This is a genomic window from Novosphingobium soli, from assembly GCF_042432915.1.
GTDB lineage: Bacteria > Pseudomonadota > Alphaproteobacteria > Sphingomonadales > Sphingomonadaceae > Novosphingobium > Novosphingobium soli.
Map to the genome: position 1 here is coordinate 12,776 of NZ_JBHLWK010000017.1, position 18,484 is coordinate 31,259.

Sequence of the window (18,484 nt, forward strand, 5' to 3'; positions counted from 1 at the left end):
CCAGTCGGCGTCGACAGGCCGAGAGGCCCGGCATGGTCATGCTGCTCCCACCATGCCGCGTAGCGCCTTCTTGTCGATCTTGCCGACGCTGGTGCGCGGCAGTTCATCGACGAGGATCAGCCGGTCGGGCAGCGCATAGCGGCTGATCTGCCCGTCAGCGACGAAGGCGGCGAGAAAGACATGGATGTCCTCGATCGTCGGCGGCTCGCCGCGCGGCACGACGAAGGCGACGGGGCGCTCACCCCAGCGCGGGTCGGGGACACCGACGAAGGACGCCATCGCCACATAGGGGTGACGCAGGACCAGTTCCTCCATCTGGGTCGAGCACACCCATTCGCCGCCGGTCTTGATGACGTCCTTGAGGCGGTCGCGGATAACGATGTCGCCACGCGCGCTGAAGCGCGCCACATCCTGGGTATGGAGCCAGCCGCCGCGCCAGAGACCGTCGGATGCACCATGGTCCGTTCCATAATTCATGGTCAGCCAAGGCGCGCGTACCACCAGTTCGCCTTCGGCGGCGTCGTGTAGGCTATCGTCGACAATGCGCACCTGCACGAGCGGGACCGGTTTTCCAGCGAGACAGGACAAGGCGGCCGCGTCCCCGGCATCGTCCTCATTCCGCCTGGCGACGGAGATGACGGGCGCGGTTTCCGACATGCCGTAGCCGGCATAGGCACGGATGCCGCGCTCCCGGGCGGCGTCGCGCAGCGTCACGGGAAAGGCCGAACCTCCGGCGATGATCTTCCAGTCCGCATCGAGCGTGCGGTCGCCGAGCGCCCCGATCAGCATCTGCACGAGGGTGGGAACGCCGTGCGAGAAGGTCACGCTTTCGCGGTCCCTGAGCATGAGCAGCCGGTCGGGAATGTAACGGCCGGGATAGACCTGCTTCAGGCCCAGCAAGGTCGCGATATAGGGCATGCCCCAGGCGTGGACGTGGAACATCGGCGTGAGCGGCATGTAGACGTCGGATCGAGTCAGCCGCTCCCCATCGGGCTGGCCGAGCAGCGTCATGGCCACGGCCAACGTGTGGAGCACGATCTGGCGATGGCTAAACGCAACCGCTTTGGGCAGACCGGTCGTGCCGGTGGTATGAAAGGTCGTCGCGATCGCATTCTCGTCGAAATCCTCGAACGGATAGAGATCTTCGCCGTCGGCAAGCAGCGTTTCATAGTCCCCATCCCCGCTGTCGGGGGCGGGGTCACCGTCATGCATGGAAAGGACGCGCTCGATTTGCGGCAGGCGTTTGCGCAGCTCCGCCGCGATCGGCGCAAAATCCGCGTGGCACAAGAGGATGCGCGCGCCGCCGTCCTCGACCGTATAGGCGATCTGTTCGGGCGAGAGGCGCACATTGACGGTTTGCAGCACCGCGCCCATCATCGGCACCGCGAAATAGGCTTCGAGATAGCGATGGCTGTCCCAGTCCATCACCGCCACCGTGTCGCCGGGACGGACGCCGCTTGCGGACAGGACACAGGCAAGCCGGCCAATCCGTCTTTCCAGATCGACATAGCCCAGCCGCCGCCCATCGGAGCCGACGATTGCGTTCCCGCTGCGCGTGTCGAGCGCGCTCTGCAACAGATGGCGAATGAGCAGCGGGTAGCGATAGGCTTCCGCGGCGGGGTCGGCGAAACGCAGCCCCATGGTCAGGGCAGTTCGGGCGAAGGCTTTGCGCCCGTTTCCACCCAGCCGCGCAGCGCGGTCCAGGCCGCGAGGGTCTGCCCCTTGTCGAAGCCGCAATGGGTATAGCCCTCGATCCCGCCGATCGGCAGCGGGGCGCGGGTGGGCGGCACGCCATATTGCACGAGGTAGCGCCCGCGTCCCGCCTTCGCGACCGCTGCCTTCAGCGTGTCCTCCTGCGCAAAGGGGACGAGCGAGTCGATGCGGTTGTGGATCGTCACCAGCGGCGTCGCGATCCGGCCCGTGGCGGTATGCCAGCGTTGGAGATAGGCGAGGGCGGCAGGCGCCGCCTCGACCCGCTGGATATCGCGATTGAGCGCTGCATTCTCCTCGGGCGTGAGGCCCGGCGCGGCATAGATCTTGCCGACATTGCCATAGACCCAGCCGCCCGCCGTTGCCGCCATATCCTCCGCGCCGAGTGTGGCGGTGACGAGCGGGAAGGCGAGCGCTGCGGCGTCGTTGTCGAACCCGCCGATCGCAGTGACGGCGCGCACGATCTTCGCTTCCTGCCCGTCCGGATTCTTCTGCGCTGCGGCCCAGAGCGCGAGCGGCGGGGCGCCGACCTTGCCGATCTGGCCCCAGACATAGGCCTGTGCCGCAGCATCGGGCGTGCCGGCGGGCGGCTCGGGCGCAATCGCGTTCTTGCGCACATCCTGTTCGCCGGGCAGCGCATAGGGCGTATCCTTGGTGAGGACATTATAAGCGAGGCGCATGTCGATCAGCCGCCCGAGCAGGTCCTGCCAGCTATCCACAACGCCACACCGCGCGAGACCGCCCGCGAAGGCCCGCGGATACATCTCGAGCAGCGTCACGACGATCCCGCCGCCCATCGAATCGCCCATCACATAGATGCGCTTGCCGCCGAGCTTCTCGACCAGATCGCGGAGCCGCTTGGTGTTGGTGACGCCGGTCTCGACCCCCAGCCCGGCCTTGGCATAGGCGCTGTGGCCGACCGCGAAGCCCTGGCTATACGCTTCTCCAAGCAATCCGGTGCCCGGTCCCTTCGCGACGGGATCGTCGGACACGGCGACGGGCGTGCCGGGGGTCGAATAGCCGTGCGCGTAGAGCAAGGCGCCGCCCTGCCATCCCGACGGAATGCCGAGCGCGAACGCATCGCCCGCGATCTTTCCGTCGAGGATGAAGCCGCCGTTCGGTGCGGGCCTGGTGGTGACATCGGTCACGCCCAATGCCTTCGCGCGTGCGACCAGGGCATCCTGCCAGTCGGCGGTCGCGCTAGCGACAGAGGCTGGAATTGGGGCCGGGGCGGGCGCGGGTCGCGCCTGTGCGGCGGTGATCGGCAGCGCGAGCGCGGCGAACGGTATCAGGCGGACAGGGGGCATCGGCAGGAACTCCTTGCGAGATAGGGGATCATTTGGCCTTGCGGCCGAGATGGCGGTCGAAGAAGCTGGCGATCAGGCGATAGGCCTCCATCGCTTCCGGCATGTCGGGCCACATGAAGAAGGCGTGGGGCAGGCCGTCGAAGAGCTGGAGATCGCTCTCCACGCCGGCCGCGGTCAGGCGGCGGTGCGCGCTGGTCAGCGCGCTGACCGCGAAGTCGCGCCCGCCCGCGAGCAGCAGCGTCGGCGGCATGGCGCGCGTCTCCTCGGCGGAATCGAGCGGATAGGCCGCCGCATCGCCCGCCGGAACACCCGCCATATAGGGCGTGGGCAGGGTCGCGGGCAGCGCGGGTGCGGTAAGCGGGGCGCCGCCGGTGATCGGCCCCGCGAGGAACGGGCTGTCGCCGGAATAACCCGCGCCGGTGCCACAGAAGGTGCCGATCGCGCCGGGACGGGGCAGACCCTGTTTGTGGATCCACGCGGTCGCCTGTGCGGTGATGATGCCGCCGGCCGAACAGCCGTAGATGCCGATATTTTCCGGGCGATGCGTTTCGAGCAGGGCGCGATAGACCGCGGCCACATCCTCGGACGCGGCCGGGTATCGGTTCTCGGGTGTCAGGCGATAGTCCACGGTCACCACCTGCGCCTTCATCGTCGCGGCGATCGGGATCGCCTCGACCAGCGCGCCGCTGCCCGATCCCCACATGAAGGCGCCGCCATGGACGTTGATGAGCACGCGCTCGACATTGGCGGGGGCGACGCCCTCCTTCGGCTCGACCACGTCGACGGTGACGCCGCCGATCGTCTCGCGCCACTCGCGCGTCGCGAAATGGCGGCGCATCTCGGCGAGGCGGCGATCGTTCCACGCCTGGTAGAAAGCGCGCTGTTTCGCGAGATCGCCGGCGATGTCCTTTGGCGCGGTCTCGGCCTTCATGTGTGCCAGCACCTGCTTCGCTTGCGGGCTGAGCTGGCTGGAGGGCGGCAGGGTAAAGGTGGGAACGGCAACCGTCTGCGCGCCCGCCGGGACGGCGATGGCGAGCGACAGGAGGGCGAGGGCGGCTTTGGTCATTCTGCCTCCAGGCGGGTGCGGAAGAAGCGCGCCATCGCGGCGAAGGCCGCATCGGTCTCGGGCGCGTCAATATAGCTCCAGAAGGCGTGAGGCAGGCCGTCGAACAGGATGAGGTTCGCCGGTACGCCGGCCGCGTCGAGCGAACGGCAGAAATCGGCGGTCGCGCCCAGCAGGAAATCGCGCCCACTCGTCAGGCACAAGGCCGGCGGCCAGCCGGAGAGATCGCCACGCAGGGGTGAAGCCAGCGGACCGGAGGGATCACGCTTGCCGACATACAGCGCGGCGAGCTTCGCGGCTCCGTCCGGGTCGCCGAACAGCCTCAGACTGTCGCTTGACCGGATCAGATCCGCCGTGCCGGAAAAGAAGCCGAGCGCGGCGGGCAGTGGCAGGCCGTCCGCCCGCAAACGGGCGACCAGTTCGGCCGACAGGATCGCGCCCGCCGAGGTGCCGTACAGGCCGATGCGCCGGCGTGGCTGTTCGGCGAGTAGGGCGCGATAGACCGCAAGCGCATCCTCGACGGCGGCCGGGAAGAGATGCTCCGGCGCGAGGCGATAACGCACTGCTATGACGCGATAGCCGGTCAGCGCGGCGATCGCGGCATTCTCGGTGATCGAGCCGGAATCGACCACGAACCCGCCGCCATGCAGGTTTAGCAGGATCGGTGTGTCCGCGCGCATATGCTTCGGCGCGAACATTCGCACCGGCACGCCGGCCACGACCGTTTCGGTCATGGTGACGCCATAGCGTTTCAGTCGCGCCTGCCCGATTGCCTGCTGGATCGCTTCCGTCCGCGCACGGCGTTCCTCCGTCGTTGCAGGCTCCGGCGCGCGCGCGTTATTGGCGGCAAGGCCGGCCCGTGCCTCGGCCGAGAGCGTCTCTGGCCACGGGGCCGTGACGACCTGCGCGGCGGCGGATGTGGCGGCGAACAATGCGGCCGCGAAGGCAAGGCGGGCGTTCATCGGCGTTTCCTCACTTCGCTGGCATAGATATGGGCGCTCGGCTTCACCGTGCGGCGGAAGCTCGTGCGATCGACCGCGACCAGCCCGAAATGCTGGGCGTAGCCGCGCCGCCATTCGAAATTGTCCATGAGCGACCAGTGGATATAGCCAAGCACCGGCACGCCCTTCGCGCGGGCGGCGTCGAGCGAGGCCAGCGCTGCGGGAATGTAGCGCGCGCGCTGGCGATCGTCGGCGGTGGCGATGCCATTCTCGGTGACGAGCACCGGGCGCCCGGTCTGTTCATGCGCATGTGCGACGGCGGCCCCGAGCGCCTGCGGATAATATTCGTCGCCGCTTTCGGTCCGTTCGGCCGTTGCGGGCGGCGGCATCACGCCGGTCGCGCCGATCAGCATCCGGCCATAGGTCTGGACGCCGATGAAATCGTCCTCGCGCGCGGCGGCGAAGAAAGGGGCTTCGGCGAAACGGCGATAAGCGGCGATGCCGCTGTCGTCGCCCACGCCTTGCGCGTCGGGGAGGGCGAGGCTCATGCCCACCGGCGTATCCGCCCGCTGCGTCTTCCACGCCGTGCGGGCGGCGCGATGCCCGGCAAGCAGGTTAATGAGTGCGGCCCCTTCGCCGCGCGAATAGACCCAGACCGCGAACCGCTCCGAACCGCTGTCATGCGCCGCCTGCGCCAGCATCGCGTCCAGTCCGGCACGGGCGGGATCGGAGAGCGGCGTCGACGCCCAGCGGCCCATCAGCGGCAGGTTTGGCTCGTTGAACGTGACGACATGGCTGGCGAACGGCGCGAGCCTGCGCGCGGCATGGTCGGCGAAGCGTGCGAACAGCGCCGGCGCTTGCGGGTTCTCCCATCCGCCCTTTGCCGCGAACCAGCGCGGGCTTGTGAAATGGCTGAGCGTGACGACCGGTGCGATGCCCGCGTCGCGACAGGCGGCGGCGATCCGCGCATAGTGATCGAGCCAGGCCATGCTGAACGCACCCTCGGCCGGCTCGATCCGCGACCATTCGATCGAGAAGCGGTAGCAATTGAGCCCGAGCGACTGTACGATCCGCAGATCCTCCGCCCAGCGATGCAGGCTGTCGCAGGCGTCGCCGGAGGGTTCGGCAAAGCGGGTGCCTTTTACCTGTTCGAGCAGCCAGATATCGGCGTTGACGTTGTTGCCTTCCACCTGATGCCCGGCGGTCGCCACGCCCCATAGGAAGGGTGGCCGTCCGCTCATCCGCGCTTCGTCCCGCCGGCGCGCGCGATCGCGCCGAACAGCTTCGAGCTCGGTTTGGGCGTGCGTTTGAAGGTCGTGCGGTCCACCGCGACCAGCCCGAATTTGGGGCCATAGCCCGAGAGCCATTCGAAATTGTCGAGCAGCGACCAGTGGATATAGCCGAGCACCGGCACACCATCGGCTTTTGCCGCCTCGACCGAGGCGATTGCGGACGGGATGAAACGCTGGCGCAGCGCATCGTCGGCCGCATCGATGCCGTTCTCGGTGACGAGCACCGGCTTGCCCGTCGCCTCGTGGACGTAGCGCAGGACCTGGCCGATCGCGTCGGGATACCAGGGTTTACCGTCCGCCCCGCGTATCGCATCGGCGGGCGGTTCGACATCGCGGTCGCGGCCGACCCAGGCACGGCCATAGGTCTGGACGCCGATGAAATCGTCCTTGTCTGTCACCGCGAAGAAGGGAGCGTAGATCTCACGACGCTTGCGCTCGATCCCGCTGTCGAGGCCGACGGGGACATTGTCGGGGATGGCGAGGCTCATGCCGACCGGCAGATCGCCGCATGCCGCGCGGATCGCGTCGCGGCCTTTCCCATGCGCGGCGATGATGCCGGGGATCATCGGGCGCGGATCACCGGCGTTGAGGACGGAGAAACGATCCGACCCGCTCGCTTTCGCCGCCGCCGCGACGGAGGCGGCCATTCGCTCCATGAACGCGGCCGGTGGCGGCGTGGCGGACCAGCTGCCGCCGAGCGCGAGATTGGGCTCGTTGAAGGTCAGCGCGTGGCTGATCCCCGCCGCCATCCGTCGCGCCACCCTGTCGCAATAGCGTGCGAACAGGTCGGGCGCTTGCCGGTTTTCCCACCCGCCTTCGGCCGCGAACCAGCGCGGGCAGGTGAAATGGTTGAAGGTGACGACCGGCGCCAGTCCCTGCTCGCGGCAATGATCGACGATGCGGGCATAATGGTCGAGATAGGCCTGGCTGAACTGGCCCTTTGCCGGTTCGATCCGCGCCCATTCGACGGAGAAGCGATAGCAGTTGAGGCCAAGCGCGCGGACGATCGCCACATCCTCGCGCCAGCGATGGAGGCTGTCGCAGGCATCGCCGGAGGGCTCGGCGAACACGCTCGGCCTGACCTGCTCGAGCAGCCAGATGTCGGCATTGACGTTATTGCCCTCGATCTGGTGCCCGGCGGTCGCCGCTCCCCACAGGAAAGGTGTGCGGGGCGCGGCGCGGGCGATGCCCGAGGAGGCGAGGGCGGTCCCAGCCGCGACGAGGCCGATCGCCTCGCGCCGGTCGATCAGGGTGCGCATCAATATCTCCCCGGTGTCGGCTTTTTGCCGGTCTCGACCCAGTGATGCAGCGTCCGCCACAGCACAGCCGCTTGGCGCGGGGTGAAGCCGCAATGCGCCCAGCCCTTGAGGCCCGTGGTCGGAATGTCCTTCTGTTGCGATGGCGCCCAGAGCTGGAAGAGATGCGCCTCGTTATGCTGCGCCCGAGCCCGCTGCTTCAGCAGCACCGCCTGCCCGGCGAAGACCAGCCCGTCATGGCGGTTATGGACCGCGACGAGCGGGGTCTGGAAGCGCCCGGTCGAGCGATACCAGTCGCGGGCGAAGGCTTGCGCGGCCGGGTCGGCGTCCATCCGCTGGATGCCGCGGTTGAGCGCGTCATTTTCCGCGGGCGAGAGCAGGTCGCTATGATAGACCTTGTCGCGGTTCGAATAGACCCGGCCGCCGAAGCTCGCGCGCATATCGTCCATGCCGACCATCGCGGTCATGATCGGGAACAGGAAGACCGCCGGGTCGGCATCGACCCCGGCGACCGACGCGATCCGTGCTACGATCTTCGCCTCGGGACCGTTCGGGTTCGCGCGCGCCGCCTTGAACAGTTTCGCGATCGGCGCACTCATCCGCTTGATCTGCATGAACAGCCAGGCGGGACGGGTGAAGCCCAGCCCGGTTGGTGGCACCGGCGACAATGCATTAGCGGCGATGTCATGATCGCCGGGCAACTCGTACGCCGTACCGCGCGTGAAATAGTCATAGGTCGCGCGCAGGTCGACCAGGGTGCCGATCTCGCTCTGCCAGTCGCCGGTGACGCCGCACGCTGTCATCGCGCCGGCGAAGGCGTCGGGCTGCTTCTCGATCAGTGCCATGACGATATTGCCGCCCATCGACGCGCCACCGAGATAGAAGCGCCGCGCGCCGAGCTTCGCGAACCACCCGCGCAGCCGCAATGTGTTGGCGACGCCGCTCTTCACCGCCATCGCCGGCTTGTCATAAGCGCTCTGCCCGACCGCGAAGTTTTCCTGATAGGCGGCAGTGAGGAAGCCGCCCGACGGCTCCTTCGCGATCGGATCTGCGGGCACCGATACCGGCGTGCCGGGGATCGAATAGCCGTTGGCGAACAGCACGACCTCGCCGTTCCATCGCGCCGGCACCGCGATGCCGAAGGCGCGGCCGTCGAGTTTGCCCGCGACGCTCATCCCGCCATCGGCGCGGCCATTAGCGTCGAGATCGGTCGCGCCCGCGGCGCGCATCCGCGCGACCAGTTGCTGCTGGGATGGAGAAATGGCACGCCGTTCCGGTGCGTGGCTACAGGCTGACAGCGCGAGCAGCGCCGGGACGACAACACGCAGACCCTTCATCGCACCGCGTCCGACCCGGGCTTGCGTCCGTTCCTGACCCAGTCGCGCATCGCCTCGAAGGCGGCGATGTTCTGCGCCGGGGTGAAGCCGCAATGGGTATAGCCTTCGAGGCCACCGGGCAGCGGCATCCGCGTCGGCGGCACCGCATATTGGACGATGCGGCCGGTATTGCCGGCCTTGGCGACGACGCGGCCGAGTCCTTCGGATTGCGAAAAGGGCACCAGCGCGTCGATCGTCTGGTGTACCGTCACCAGCGGCACGCGGAACCGCCCGGTCGCCTGGTGCCATTGCCGCGCATAGGCGATGGCCTTCGGGGAGGCGGCGTAGCGCTGCATCCTGCGATTGAACTCGGCCTTCTCTGCCGCGGTCATTTCGGGCGGATCATAGACCTTGGCCGTGTTGCCGATCGGCAGCCCGCCCATCGTCGCGACGATATCGTCCATGCCGAGCGCCGCCGAATAGAGCGGCGCGCCGAGCGCGGCGGGATCGGGGGCGAAGCCGCCCACCGCCGCCACCTGCCGGATGATCCGCGCCTCTTTGCCGTTCGGGTTCGCCTTCGCCGCCTGGAACAGGGCGAAGAGCGGCATCAGCACCTTCATCTTCTGCGCTTCGCGGAAGGCGTCGCCTGGTGTCGCGTCGCCCGCGGGCGGGACGGTCGGCAGCGCCGAGCGGGTCAGGTCCTGCTCCCCCGGCAGCGCATAGGGCGTGCCCGCGGTCAGCACCTGATAGGCGCCGCGCAGGTCGGCGAGCTGCTGCACCAGGGGCAGCCAACCTTGCGCCACGCCGCACATCGATACCGCGCCCGAGAAGGCTTGCGGGTAGAGCTCGATCAGTGACATGACGATGCTGCCGCCCATCGATCCGCCGACCGCGTAGAAGCGGGTGGCGCCCAGCTTCGTCATCAACGCGCGCAGCCGCATCGTGTTCTTTGCGCCGCTCTCGGTCGCGACGCCCGTTTTGTCGAAGGCGATGATGCCGCTGGCGATGCCCTCGCCATAGAGATGTTTGAAAAGCCCGCCGCCAGGATCCTTGGCGAGCGGATCGGCGGGCACGGTCGGGGCTGAGCCGGGCGTGGCATAGCCCTGCCCGAACAAGACCGCTTCGCCGGTCCAGTTCGCCGGCAGCACCAGCACGAAGGCGTGCCCGTCGAGAATGCCGTTGACGATCATCCCGCCGGCCGGGGCGGCCTTGGTCGTGATCGCCGTGGCGCCCGTCTGTGCCGCGCGGTCGAGCAGGGCTCGTTGCGCGGGCGAGGGGGCGGCATCGGTCGCCGGTGAAGCGGTCACGGCCTGCTGGGCGAGGCTGCCGCTCGCGAGCAGAAGCGCGAGCGGCAGGGCGGCAAAAGCCTTCATTGCCACCCCCCTCAGAACCGATACCGCAGCTCGACGCCATATTGCGCCGGCTCGCCATAGATCGAGTTGTTGAAGCCCGAATTGTTGTAGCCGGTGTTGGCGGTGATCCGGTATTCCTTGTTCAGCACGTTGGTCCCGTAGACCGCGAAGTCGAGCGGGGCGCCACGCATATTATTCCACTCGAAACGCAGGTTGAGCAGGCCATAGGCCGGGATCGTGTCGAACGGCTGTGCGTCGGGCGCGACACGCTGGCTGGACTGCCAGGACCAGGTCGCGCGCAGCCCCATATCGCCCTCGCTCGCCGGAATCGGGAGCCCGATGCGGCCGTCAAGGCTGAACTTGTGGCGCGGCACGAAGGAGAAGGGCACGCCCTTGAGGTCGCGCGCGGGCTGCGCGGCGGTCAGCGCCGACGGGATCGCCGGGATCGGAATGGTCGTATAGGTGAGGAACTTGGCGTCGTTGTAGGAATAGGTCGCGCCCAGCGTCAGCCACTTGTTCGGCACCAGCAACCCTTCGAACTCCAGCCCGACGACGCGCGCCTTCTGCGCGTTGGCGAGGATGTCGGAGCCGGCAATCGCGGCGCGCTGGATCACCTGGATGTCGTTGAACCAGGTATAGAAGGCCGAGACGTTGGTGCGGGCCTTCATGCCGCCCAACCTCCAGTCGCGCTTAATGCCGATCTCGGCGTCCGTCACCTTTTCCGGTTTCACGGCGGCCAGTGGATAGCTGTCGCCGAGGAACAGCGTCACGATCGGATTGTTCGCGCCCGATTTGTAACCGCGCCGCGACACGGCATAGAGCAGCGTGTCGGGATCGGCCTGCCAGTCGAGGCCGATCTGCCAGGTCGGCCCGTCGCTCTTGCCGTTGAATGTCGGCTTGGTGCAATTGGGATAGTGGAGCGTCGGGAAGCCGCCGGCCGCAACCGCCTTGAAGGCATCGTAGGTGCACAGATTGGCGTTGAGCCCGATCACCTGCGCCGCCTGCGCCGGCGTCACCAGCCCTAGCGCGGCGAGCTGGTTGAACACCTGATAGCTTGAGGCATCCTGATAGCTGGTGATGTCGCCGCCGAACGTGTCCCAGGTCCAGCGGAAGCCGGCCGTGGCGGTCAGCGTCGGGGTGAATTTGTATTGAGCCTGGGCATAGACCGCCTTGCTGCGTCCCTTGACCGATGCATCGGGCTGGACGCCGAGCGCGGGCAGCAGCGGCCCGTTCACCCCGAGCAACGTCTGTGCGATCGGCGGCAGGATGATCGGGCCGCCGCCGAGGATGCCGCCCGCCTGAAGCGGGTTGCGGGTCAGGAAGGTGAGCGCGCCGATGCTCTTCTGGTCGAGATAGAAACCCCCAGCTTGCACGCGGAAGGTGCCATTGTCGTAGCGTACCTGCAATTCCTCGGTGATGGTGCGAAGGTTGTTGTTCCAGCCGCCGGGGAAGGCGCCGAGCAGGTCGGCGATCGGCAGCGGCGTCGAATCACGATCGGTCGCGCTGGTCGACTGGCTGCGGCCATAGCTCACGATGTTCTTGATCGTCAGCGTGTCGGTGGCGCGCCACTCGGTGTTGTTGAGGACGAGGAAGTTGCGCGCCTTCTCGAAGGTCGGCGTGCTGAGCGCGGTCTTGCGCACGCCCCACGCCTGCTGTTGCGCCAGATAGGGGGCTAGCACGCTCGCATAAGGGCTCCCGGGGCGCACCGAGAGGAGGATGCTGCCGCCGCCATGTTCGTCAACATGGATGTAACTCGCCGCCGTATAGCTGCTGATCGTGTCGGTGGGATTGAACTGGACGCCAACACGCAGGCTGTAATTGTTGCGGTTGAGATAGTCACGTCCGGTGATCGCGTCCGTGACATAGCCGTCGCGCTTGTCGAACTGCCCGGCGACGCGGATCGCGAGCCGATCATCGACGACCGGGATATTGAGCGCCGCCTGTCCGCTCTTGCGGGCGAGACTGCCGATGATGCCATCGACATAGCCTTCGACCGTGTTCATCTTCGGCCGTGCCGGCTCGAGCAGCACCGCGCCGCCGGTCGTGTTGCGGCCGAACAATGTGCCCTGCGGGCCTTTCAGCACCTGCAGCGAGGCGAGGTCGTAGAAATTGCCGGGGCCGCTCACCGATGAGGGTACTTCCGCGAAATAGGCGACGACGCCCGGCCCGCTCCCCGTGCCCACACCGCCGGTGCCGCCCATGCCGCGGATCGTGAACGTCTCTTGGTTGCGCGCGACATCGCCCAGCACGGTCAGCGATGGCGTGAAGTTCTGAAGGTCGGTGGCGGTGTTGATGCCTTTTTCGCGGATCGTGTCCTGCGTGAAGGCGGTGATCGCGACCGGCACCTTCTGTGCCCGCTCCTGCGTGCGCCGCGCGGTCACGATGATGTCCTGGATCTCCGAACTGTCGCCGTCGGCGGACGGATCGGTAGCAGGCGTGACCTGCGGCGCGGAAGCGGCGAGCGCTGTTCCTCCATTGCCAGTCGCTGCCGTGTCGCGGCTTACAGCGACCGCGCCTGAGGGATCACGATGCAGGGCAAGTCCCGAGCCGGCGAGGATCGCGGACAAGGCCTCGAACTCGCTGTAACGCCCCTTTACGCCCGGTGAACGCAGCCCACGCACATCCTCGATTCGATAGACGATGTGTCGCTTCGACTGACGCGCCCAGGCGTCGAGCGCGGACTGCATGGCGCCGGCTTCGATCGTATAGGTTTGGGTCTGCGCACTATGAATCTCGGCTTGCGCGGAAGCCGATGCGGCGAACGCCACGGTCGATGCCGCCGCTAGCAAGAGTGCCTGTGTCCGGAACATCCTTCTCCCCTTATCTTGTACGGCACGCTCCGTGGCGGCCTGTCCATCAAGACGAGCGGAGAAGAAAAACTCGTAACATCCGATCAGGAAGAAATCGTGATCGTGTCGTCTGATCGCGTGATGGTCAAACCGAAGGCCGAATGGAGCAGGCGCGTGAAGGCCTCGACATCGGTCGCTTCGAACGATCCACCGATGCGGGTCTGCCCGGCCTTGTCGTCGCCGAAGCGGATCTGCGCGCGATTGTAGCGATTGAACTCGGCGGCCGCGTCCGCCAGCGTCACCTGGTCGAACGTGAGCACCCCCTCGCGCCAGGACAGCGTGTCGGCGATGCGCTCTGGCGATCGCGCGCCGAGCAGGATCGAGGAGCCGTGCGCCACCGCCACATCGCCGGCGGTCACGATCGCCGCGCGGCCGGAGCTATCGTCGGCATTCTCGACCCGCACGCGGCCCTCGGTCACCGCCACCCGCACCGTCGCGCCATCACGGCGGACGGAGAAATGCGTGCCCAGCACCGTCACCTTCTGGTTGCCGGCGAGGATCACGAACGGATGGCGCGCATCATGCGTGACCTCGAAATAGGCCTCACCCTTGTCGAGCCAGACATCGCGGCTCGATGGCGTGACCGAGGCGCGCAGCACGCTGGCGGTATTGAGGGTCACCTTGCTGCCGTCGTCGAGCACGACCTCGCGACGGTCGCCGACTGCCGTAGCGAAACGAAGCGCTGCGGCACCCGGCGTCAACGGCCGCTGGACCAGGAAGATGCCGAGACACGCCACCAGTGCCAGGCTGGCGGCGATCGCCCAGCGTGTGACGAGCGATGGACGATAATATGCAGGGGCTGTCACCGGCAGGCGTGTCGCCGCAAGCCGGTCGGCGGCGCGCCACCCTGCTTCCAGCCGCCAGAGTGCGGCCTTATGCGCGGCACTCTCGGCCAGCCAGCTGTCGAGCGCATCGGCATCTTCGGCCGACCAGTCCGGTTGTTCGCGCTGGACAAGCCATCGGGCGGCGCGCTGTTCGATGTCGCGGGCGGCGCTCACTGTGCGTCCTCACGGCGGCGGGAAAGCTGGGAGGGGCGCTTGATCCGGCCTTCGCCGCCCAGCATGAAATCGGCCAGGGCGCGCAGCCCGAGGGTCAGTTGCCGCTCCACGGTATGGTGGCCGATGCCGAGCTTCACAGCGGTCTCGCGGATATTGAGACCCTCGACCTTGCGCAGGCGGACCACTTCGCGGCAGCGTGGCGGCAGCTTTTCGAGTCCGGCGAGCGCACGGCGCAGTTCGTCGCGTGCCGTGAGCGCGCGTTCGGTCGCATCGGTATCGCCGTCCCATGCGGCGTCGATGTCGGCGAACTGGTCGAAGGACACGATCTTGGCGCGCCGCGCGCGATCGATCAGCACATTGCGCGCGATGGTGAAGATGTAGCCTCGCGTGACCTGTGGCAGCGCGCCGGCCGCACCCACTATGGCGCGCTCATAGGTTTCCTGGCGCAGGTCGGGCACATCCTCCGCGGTGCGGCAATGCCGCGCGATATAGCGTTCCAGGTCGCGCTCCAATGGGAGCACCTCCTCAATGAACCATCTGCGAAGGGAACGATCGTCTACCACACCTACTCAGGACGAATGACGGAGCAGAAGCCGTAACATTTGACCGAGGCAGTGGGATCTATTCTCAAAGAGAAATTCCTTCGTGGGCGATCCACCGTGCACGGCTTCGCCATCGCGAGCAATCCGACCAACACGTTATGGCTTCCGCCTTCTCACTTGTGGATGTTACCATGATTGTTTCCGACCGCGTTGGCTCGGTCAGGTCGAGGAGCGCTTGGGCGGGCCATGCGGCGGTTTGTGCCCAATACACGCAGTAGTGGCTTCAGCGCGTCGCGACCAGCGCTGCCGCGCCGGCCATGACGGTCGCGCTGCCGCGATTGACCCGGCGCATCATCCGGCTATCGGCGACGAGACGGCGTGCCCGAGCGGCAAGCGCCAGATACGTCCCGAGCACGCCGGCATAAATCAGAGCGAGCATCGCTTCGAACAGCACGAAATCCGCGGTGCCCAGGCGGGTGAGGTCGATGATCGAAGGCGCGAGGGCGACGTAGAACATCATCGTCTTCGGATTGCCGAGAGCCAGGAAGAGGCCGCCGCCGAACAGGCGCAGGCCCTCTCCGCGCGGCAACGTCTCTTCCCCGCTGGCGATCGTCGTCGGCGCGTTCCACATCTTGTACGCCAGCCAGAGCAGATAGGCGGCGCCGGCATATTTGATGACGGCGAAGACCGGTTGCGCCGTCTGCGCGATCATCGACAATCCGAACACGGCGGCGGCGAACCAGATCATGTCGCCGATGACGAGGCCGAGGCAGAATGCCGGGAGTCCGCGGCTGCCGCGGCCGAGAGCGCGGGCGATCAACGCGGCGATGGTGGGGCCGGGCGACGCGGTCGCAAGTGCGATGGCCACCGCGAAGGTAATGATCGATGTCAGATTGGCTCCCATGTCGTCGCCCCCGATTTGAGATGGTTTACTTGTGGAATCTTCGCATAAATACAGCATACGCCCGCTGCTTGAAACAGCGGCCGGCCAGTTCCTAAATATCATCTGGGAAAATAGCCGCCGTGAGAGAATGAAATGATGAAAGTCGAGCGGATCGCAGCCTTTTGCAACGGCGATCATGGCGGCAATCCGGCCGGCGTGGTGCTTTGCGACGCGCTTCCCGCTGCCGCCGACATGCAGGCCGTGGCAGCCGAGGTCGGCTATTCCGAGACCGCCTTCGCCGAGCGGCAAGGCGACGCCTGGCGGGTTCGGTATTTCGCGCCGACAATGGAAGTGCCCTTCTGCGGCCACGCGACGATCGCGCTCGGTGCGGCATTGTCCCGAGCGCATGGGGATGGGCGTTTCGACCTACGGCTCAACGACGGCATCATCAGCGTCGAGGGGAAGGCAGAGGGCGGCCGCCTCTTTGCGGCGCTTCAGTCGCCGCCGACCCGGAGTGCGGCGGCACAGGTCGCGCTGGTCGACGCGGCGCTGACCTTGTTCGGGCTGTCGCATGCCGATCTCGACGATCGCCTGCCACCCGGTTTGATCGAAGCGGGCGCCCGTCATCTCCTGCTCGCGGTTGGCGATCGTTCTTCCCTTGCGGGTATGGACTACGATCTCGACGCGGGCGCCGACCTGATGCGGCGTTGGGAACTGACCACAATCGCGCTTGTCCATGCGGAGACGCCGCAGCGCTTTCACACCCGTAACGCCTTCGCGATCGGCGCTGTCCGGGAAGATCCGGCGACAGGAGCCGCCGCTGCCGCCTTCGCCGGCTATCTGCGCGATCGCGGCTGGCCGCATGGAGGCCGGATCGAGATCCTGCAAGGTGACGATATGGGCATTCCGTGCCGGCTCTTCGCGGAGATCGGTGCGGCGGCCGGTTCCAGCATCCGCGTATCCGGCGTCGCCCGGATCATGCTGGAAGACGCGGATGCAGCCGTGGGAAAGGCCGTGGCAGAATGACGATCGAGTGTATCGACCATGTCCAGCTCGCGATGCCGCCGGGGGGCGAGGACGAAGCTCGCGCCTTCTACGCCGACGCACTCGGCATTCCCGAAATCCCCAAGCCGCCGCACCTCGCCGTGCGCGGCGGATGCTGGTTCGAGCGGGGCGCCCTCAAGGTTCATCTCGGCGTGGAGAAGGATTTCCGTGCCGCGAGGAAAGCGCATCCCGCCTTCATCGTGACGGATCTCGCAAGATTGGTGCAGGGCCTCGTGTCGCGAGGCTACAGGGTCGTCGAGGATCAGCCGCTGGAAGGCTATGACCGGCGGTATGTCGATGATCCGTTTGGCAATCGCATCGAGTTGATGCAGCCGATCCGCGATTGAGTTTCAGCGGCGCGCCTTGAACGTCACCGCGATCGTGTCGATCACCGCGCGGATGCGGGCCATACGGCGCAGATCGGGGTGGACGACGAGCCAGACCGGGTAGGTGACTTTCTCCTCCGGCCACACGGGCACGAGCCCCTTCAGATCGCTTGCGAGATCGTCGAGCAGGAGCGCGAGGCCCATGCCCTCCCGTGCCGCCTGCGCCCGCGCGAGCATGGTGTTGGCCTGGAGCGCGATGCGGTCCTTGGTGAAAGGTTCACCGCACAGATCCAATGATGCGTCGGCGAGCACGCTTGGCAGGATGAGATGCTGCCCCGCGAAGCCATGGCCGCGCTCCGGTTCGCCGCAGCGCGCGAGATAGTCGGCGCTGGCGTAGAGGCTGGCCTCGAGCGTGCCGAGCTGCCGGGCATGGAGATCGGGATCGGTCGGCTTGACGATGCGTACCGCGAGATCGGCCTCGTCGCGGGAGAGATCGGCGACCTCGCGCCCGACGACGAGCACCGCATCGATTCCGGGATGTTCCTGCCGGACTCGCGCCAGCGCCCTCAGCACGAAGACATGGGCGAGCCCGTCGCCGGCCGCGATCCTGACCGTGCCGCTGGGGCTTGCGTCGGCGCCACGCGCCAGCCGCTCCATCTCGGCGGCAGCCGTCTCCATTCGCTCGGCCGACGAAGCGAGCCGGTCGGCGACCGGTGTCGGCAGATAGCCGTCCGGCGTCCGCAGGAAGAGCTTGGCGCCGAGTTCGGCTTCCAATGCCGAGAGGCGCCTTCCGACCGTTGCCTGGTCGATGCCGAGCGCGCGCCCGGCGGCGCGCAGCGAGTGCCTTCGATAGATCGCGAGAAAGATGCCAGCATTGTCCCAGTTCATGAGTGCAGCATATCTGCATCATCATGATGAAACAACGCTGCGTTCCCGCAGCGCAGCCGAAATGCCATCATCACGGCGAAACTTTTCAAGGAATCTTTTCGAAAGGCCCCGCGGGGCGATGCCATGACGACACCGATCCATAATCCCCACTGGCGCAGGAACCTCGCCGTCTGCCTGTTCGGCTCCTTCACCACCATCACCGGCATGACGCTGATCATGCCGATCCTGCCCGTCTACGTGGCCGAGCTCGGCGTCACCTCCGAGGTCGCAATCGTGCGCTGGTCCGGCATCGCTTTCGGCGTCACCTTCCTGATGGCGGCGCTGGCGGCCCCGTTCTGGGGCCGGCTCGCCGATCGGCACGGGCGCAAGCTGACCCTGGTCCGCGCAGGGCTCGGCATGAGCATCGCCATGCCGCTGACCGGTCTCTCCCAGGATGTCTGGCAACTGGTGCTGGTGCGTATCGTCGTCGGGCTGGTCGGCGGCTATTCCTCGGGCGCCGTGGTGTTCGTCGCCTCGCAGACGCCGAAGGACCGGGTCGGATGGGCGCTCGGCGTGCTCTCGACCGGCGTGCTCGCCGGCAATATCGCCGGGCCGCTGGCGGGCGGTTTCCTGACCGGCTGGATCGGCATCCGGGAGACCTTCCTGCTGGCCGGCGTGGTGATCTTTATCGCCTTCCTCGCGACCCTGTTCCTCATCCGCGATGTGCCCATCGAAGCG

At 67.1% G+C, this 18,484-nt stretch carries 15 protein-coding genes and 1 pseudogene; 3 read left to right on the forward strand and 13 right to left on the reverse strand.

What is annotated here, in order from left to right; all coding sequences use genetic code 11:
- Positions 1-36: 36 nt before the first annotated feature.
- The 12 genes from ACFFJC_RS13920 to ACFFJC_RS13975 all read right to left on the reverse strand — a co-directional run bounded on the left by ACFFJC_RS13920 (position 37) and on the right by ACFFJC_RS13975 (position 15,707).
- Positions 37-1,641 carry a long-chain-fatty-acid--CoA ligase gene (locus ACFFJC_RS13920; RefSeq protein ID WP_379488089.1) on the reverse strand — a complete coding sequence of 535 codons (1,605 nt, stop codon included), beginning with the start codon at positions 1,639-1,641 and terminating at the stop codon, positions 37-39.
- 2 nt (positions 1,642-1,643) lie between these two features.
- Positions 1,644-3,017: an alpha/beta hydrolase family protein gene (locus ACFFJC_RS13925; protein ID WP_379488090.1), complete on the reverse strand. Its 1,374-nt coding sequence runs from the start codon at positions 3,015-3,017 to the stop codon at positions 1,644-1,646.
- A gap of 28 nt (positions 3,018-3,045) precedes the next feature.
- Positions 3,046-4,083, reverse strand: coding sequence for an alpha/beta hydrolase (locus ACFFJC_RS13930; RefSeq protein WP_379488091.1), 1,038 nt, complete (start codon positions 4,081-4,083; stop codon positions 3,046-3,048).
- A complete protein-coding gene (locus ACFFJC_RS13935) occupies positions 4,080-5,042 on the reverse strand; it encodes a GTSAG motif subfamily hormone-sensitive lipase (RefSeq protein ID WP_379488092.1) in 963 nt (320 codons plus the stop codon). The genes ACFFJC_RS13930 and ACFFJC_RS13935 overlap by 4 nt, the downstream gene beginning before the upstream one ends.
- Positions 5,039-6,262 (reverse strand): glycoside hydrolase family 1 protein, encoded by a 1,224-nt coding sequence (locus tag ACFFJC_RS13940; protein WP_379488093.1) that lies wholly within the window; start codon positions 6,260-6,262, stop codon positions 5,039-5,041. The genes ACFFJC_RS13935 and ACFFJC_RS13940 overlap by 4 nt, the downstream gene beginning before the upstream one ends.
- On the reverse strand, positions 6,259-7,572 hold the full coding sequence (locus tag ACFFJC_RS13945; RefSeq protein WP_379488094.1) for a glycoside hydrolase family 1 protein: 1,314 nt from the start codon (positions 7,570-7,572) through the stop codon (positions 6,259-6,261). The genes ACFFJC_RS13940 and ACFFJC_RS13945 overlap by 4 nt, the downstream gene beginning before the upstream one ends.
- Positions 7,572-8,999 (reverse strand): alpha/beta hydrolase family protein, encoded by a 1,428-nt coding sequence (locus tag ACFFJC_RS13950; RefSeq protein WP_379488095.1) that lies wholly within the window; start codon positions 8,997-8,999, stop codon positions 7,572-7,574. Before ACFFJC_RS13950 ends, ACFFJC_RS13945 begins: the two co-directional genes overlap by 1 nt.
- Positions 8,903-10,258 carry an alpha/beta fold hydrolase gene (locus tag ACFFJC_RS13955; protein ID WP_379488096.1) on the reverse strand — a complete coding sequence of 452 codons (1,356 nt, stop codon included), beginning with the start codon at positions 10,256-10,258 and terminating at the stop codon, positions 8,903-8,905. The genes ACFFJC_RS13950 and ACFFJC_RS13955 overlap by 97 nt, the downstream gene beginning before the upstream one ends.
- An 11-nt stretch (positions 10,259-10,269) precedes the next feature.
- Positions 10,270-13,047, reverse strand: a complete 2,778-nt coding sequence (locus tag ACFFJC_RS13960) for a TonB-dependent receptor (protein ID WP_379488097.1) — start codon at positions 13,045-13,047, stop codon at positions 10,270-10,272.
- A gap of 83 nt (positions 13,048-13,130) precedes the next feature.
- Entirely contained in the window at positions 13,131-14,084 is a 954-nt protein-coding gene (locus ACFFJC_RS13965) for a FecR family protein (RefSeq protein ID WP_379488098.1), read from the reverse strand.
- On the reverse strand, positions 14,081-14,605 hold the full coding sequence (locus ACFFJC_RS13970) for an RNA polymerase sigma factor (RefSeq protein WP_379488232.1): 525 nt from the start codon (positions 14,603-14,605) through the stop codon (positions 14,081-14,083). Before ACFFJC_RS13970 ends, ACFFJC_RS13965 begins: the two co-directional genes overlap by 4 nt.
- A 304-nt stretch (positions 14,606-14,909) precedes the next feature.
- On the reverse strand, positions 14,910-15,707 hold the full coding sequence (locus ACFFJC_RS13975) for a LysE family translocator (protein ID WP_379488099.1): 798 nt from the start codon (positions 15,705-15,707) through the stop codon (positions 14,910-14,912).
- On the opposite strand from ACFFJC_RS13975, the gene ACFFJC_RS13980 reads away from it, so the two are divergent.
- Together ACFFJC_RS13980 and ACFFJC_RS13985 are read left to right on the forward strand one after the other, a co-directional pair.
- A complete protein-coding gene (locus ACFFJC_RS13980) occupies positions 15,663-16,535 on the forward strand; it encodes a PhzF family protein (protein ID WP_379488100.1) in 873 nt (290 codons plus the stop codon). The two genes, ACFFJC_RS13975 and ACFFJC_RS13980, sit on opposite strands and share 45 nt — an antisense overlap.
- The gene (locus ACFFJC_RS13985; RefSeq protein ID WP_379488101.1) at positions 16,532-16,900 is read left to right on the forward strand and encodes a VOC family protein; all 369 of its coding nucleotides are present in this window, start codon (positions 16,532-16,534) and stop codon (positions 16,898-16,900) included. The genes ACFFJC_RS13980 and ACFFJC_RS13985 overlap by 4 nt, the downstream gene beginning before the upstream one ends.
- A gap of 3 nt (positions 16,901-16,903) precedes the next feature.
- On the opposite strand, the gene ACFFJC_RS13990 is transcribed toward ACFFJC_RS13985, so the two are convergent.
- Positions 16,904-17,767, reverse strand: coding sequence for a LysR family transcriptional regulator (locus ACFFJC_RS13990; protein WP_379488102.1), 864 nt, complete (start codon positions 17,765-17,767; stop codon positions 16,904-16,906).
- 216 nt (positions 17,768-17,983) lie between these two features.
- Between ACFFJC_RS13990 and ACFFJC_RS13995 the strand changes: the two are divergent.
- Positions 17,984-18,463, forward strand: a pseudogene (locus ACFFJC_RS13995) (MFS transporter); the annotation flags it as partial.
- Positions 18,464-18,484 lie beyond the last annotated feature (21 nt).

Bases quoted from the DNA above. Each gene is read 5' to 3' on its own strand.
- ACFFJC_RS13920 (WP_379488089.1), bottom strand. From the start codon at position 1,641: ATGGGGCTGCGTTTCGCCGACCCCGCCGCGGAAGCCTATCGCTACCCG.
- ACFFJC_RS13925 (WP_379488090.1), bottom strand. From the start codon at position 3,017: ATGCCCCCTGTCCGCCTGATACCGTTCGCCGCGCTCGCGCTGCCGATC.
- ACFFJC_RS13930 (WP_379488091.1), bottom strand. From the start codon at position 4,083: ATGACCAAAGCCGCCCTCGCCCTCCTGTCGCTCGCCATCGCCGTCCCG.
- ACFFJC_RS13935 (WP_379488092.1), bottom strand. From the start codon at position 5,042: ATGAACGCCCGCCTTGCCTTCGCGGCCGCATTGTTCGCCGCCACATCC.
- ACFFJC_RS13940 (WP_379488093.1), bottom strand. From the start codon at position 6,262: ATGAGCGGACGGCCACCCTTCCTATGGGGCGTGGCGACCGCCGGGCAT.
- ACFFJC_RS13945 (WP_379488094.1), bottom strand. From the start codon at position 7,572: ATGCGCACCCTGATCGACCGGCGCGAGGCGATCGGCCTCGTCGCGGCT.
- ACFFJC_RS13955 (WP_379488096.1), bottom strand. From the start codon at position 10,258: ATGAAGGCTTTTGCCGCCCTGCCGCTCGCGCTTCTGCTCGCGAGCGGC.
- ACFFJC_RS13960 (WP_379488097.1), bottom strand. From the start codon at position 13,047: ATGTTCCGGACACAGGCACTCTTGCTAGCGGCGGCATCGACCGTGGCG.
- ACFFJC_RS13980 (WP_379488100.1), top strand. From the start codon at position 15,663: ATGATGAAAGTCGAGCGGATCGCAGCCTTTTGCAACGGCGATCATGGC.
- ACFFJC_RS13975 (WP_379488099.1), bottom strand. From the start codon at position 15,707: ATGATCGCCGTTGCAAAAGGCTGCGATCCGCTCGACTTTCATCATTTC.
- ACFFJC_RS13985 (WP_379488101.1), top strand. From the start codon at position 16,532: ATGACGATCGAGTGTATCGACCATGTCCAGCTCGCGATGCCGCCGGGG.
- ACFFJC_RS13990 (WP_379488102.1), bottom strand. From the start codon at position 17,767: ATGAACTGGGACAATGCTGGCATCTTTCTCGCGATCTATCGAAGGCAC.